At 61.4% G+C, this 2547-nt stretch carries 2 protein-coding genes; one reads left to right on the forward strand and one right to left on the reverse strand.

Features of this window, described 5'->3' with window-relative positions; translation table 11 throughout:
• Nucleotides 1–1977 (forward strand): chitinase C-terminal domain-containing protein (locus JaAD80_RS27455; RefSeq protein ID WP_258003217.1); only part of this gene is annotated, 1977 nt, incomplete at its 5' end.
• Nucleotides 1978–2125: 148 nt separating this feature from the next.
• Here the strand turns inward: JaAD80_RS27455 and JaAD80_RS27460 are convergent.
• A partial coding sequence (locus JaAD80_RS27460; protein WP_146012572.1) for a carbohydrate porin occupies nucleotides 2126–2547 on the reverse strand: 422 nt, incomplete at its 5' end.

Below are 2547 nucleotides of genomic sequence, written 5' to 3' on the forward strand. Positions count from 1 at the left end.
CCAACGGCTTGCCGTCCGGACGGCTTGATCTCGGCCGTGCCGAATGTGCCGTATTGCAAGGTGTATGACGCGAATGGCCGCGAAGTGCTGACCAATGGCCTGAACCGCCGCATCGTCGGCTATTTCGCCAGCTGGCGCACGGGCGTCGATGGCAGTCCGACCTATCTGGTGAACAACCTGCCGTGGGACAAGATCACCCACTTGAACTACGCGTTTGCGTCCGTCGATCCGGCGACGTCAAAAATCGCCATCGGCAGCGGCGCGGCCAATCCGGACACGGGCCTCACGTGGCCGAATGTGCCGGCGGCGGCCATGGACCCGTCCTTGCCATACAAGGGCCACTTCAACTTGCTGGCGCAACACAAGAAGAAGCATCCGGGCGTCAAGCTGATGATTTCCGTGGGCGGCTGGGCCGGCAGCGGCGGCTTCTACACGGCCACGACGAATGCGGACGGCAGCGTCAACACGGCCGGCATCAACACCCTGGCCGATTCCATGGTGGCCTTCGTGCGCCAATATAACTTCTTCGATGGCGTCGATGTCGATTACGAACATCCGACCACCAACAATGAAGCGGGCAATCCGAACGACTTCGCCGTCTCGAAGCCGCGCCTGGCTGGCTTGATGACGAGCTACAACGTGCTGCTGAAAGTGCTGCGCCAGAAGCTCGATGAAGCGGCCGTGCAGGACAACAAGTATTACCTGCTCACCATCGCCGGCTCCGCCTCTGGCTGGGTCTTGCGCGGCGAGGAAAACATGTCGGGCTTGAAATACCTCGACTATGCCAGCCTGATGAGCTATGACTTGCACGGCGCGTGGAACCAGTACGTGGGACCGAACGCGGCGCTGTTTGACGATGGCAACGACGGCGAATTGCGTGCCGGTAACGCCTACCAGTTCCAGAACATCGGCTACCTGAACACGGACTGGGCCTACCGCTACTACCGTGGCGCCATGCAGGCGGGACGCATCAATATCGGCGTGCCGTTTTACACGCGGGGCTGGAAAGATGTGACGGGCGGCACCAATGGCCTGTGGGGCACGACGCCGTTGATCAGCTCCACTGTCACCTGCGCCGGCACCAAGACTTGCGGCACGGGCGCCACCGGCATCGACAACGTGTGGTACGACCTCGATACGCAAGGCAAGCCGACGCCGGGCGGCGGCAACCCGATCTGGCATGCGCTGAACTTGCAGAACGGTATCGTGCCGAGCTACCTGGACGCGTATAAAGTCACCGACAAGGCGCTGGTAGGCAGCTATGTGCCGTACTACAGCAGCACCATGGTGGCACCGTGGCTGTGGAATGCGACCAAGAAAGTGTTCATTTCCACGGAAACCACGCAGTCCATCGGGGCCAAGGCCCAGTACATCGTCAACAACAATATTGGCGGCGTGATGATCTGGGAAATGGCCGGCGACTATGCCTGGGATGCCACGCGCAACGGCGGCAAGGGCGAGTATTTCATGGGCACCACCTTGACGGACGTGCTGTACCAGGCTTTCCGCACGGCCGGCGCTTATGGCAACAAACGCGCCGAAATCGCCATGCCGGGCACGACGGCCAACGTCAGCATCACGCTCGGCGGCTGGAAGCTGGGCGACAGCAACTTCCCCATCAACCCGGTAATGACGGTGAAGAACAACACGGCCACGACCCTGCCGGGCGGTACCGTGGTGGAGTTCGACTACCCCGTTTCCGCGCCGTCGGACATGAGCGACCAGTCCGGCTTCGGCTTGACGGTAATCAATGCCGGCTACACGGGGCCGAACAACATCGGCGGTTTCACGAAGAACTACAACCGGGCCCGCTTCGCGATCCCCGCCTGGCAATCGCTGGCGCCAGGCGGCTCCGTGGCATTGACCTTGAACTACCGGCTGCCGATCTCGGGGCCGGCCAACTACACGGTCACCGTGGGCGGCACCAAGTATGCGCTGACGCAAGAGTATCCGGAACTGCCGGTGGCGCTGCCGTAAGATGAATACGGCAGGGTAAACAGAGAAGGGCGGAACCGAGGTTCCGCCCTTTTTTCGGGGTCAGACCCGTTGGGGGAATGCTACCCAATGGGTAATATTCCAATCACCCAGTGACTGACCCCAGTCTTTGCTTCTGGGTTGTTTCAGCTTAAAACCAGGTTTCCACCTGGAAACCATACGACGTGCCGCTGGTATTGTTGTTGTAGATCGGGCCGCCGTTGTTCGACGCATTGACCGAAGCGGTGGCCGCATCGTTCCATTTGCCGTACGTCACGAAAGCGCGCAGTTCAGGACGCGACCACAGGCCAGGGCCGGCCGAGATCGTCGGCGCGATGGTCAGCTTGGTCAGGCGCTTGGCCGGCAGGCCGCCCGCTTGCGTCACGCGGTCCGTGCCCAGCTCGCCCACCAGCTTGAAGTTGTTGGTGAACGCGTACACAGGGCGCACGCCTACCGAGGTCCAGGTCGAGGAACCGGTGGCGTTCGACTCGTCTTTTTGCCACAGGGCGACAAATTCCATGCCGAAGTTTTCCATCGGCTGGATCGCCATGTCATTGAAGACGCGCGTGCGCT

The organism is Janthinobacterium sp. AD80 (genome assembly GCF_002878455.1).
Classification (GTDB): Bacteria; Pseudomonadota; Gammaproteobacteria; order Burkholderiales; family Burkholderiaceae_D; genus Janthinobacterium.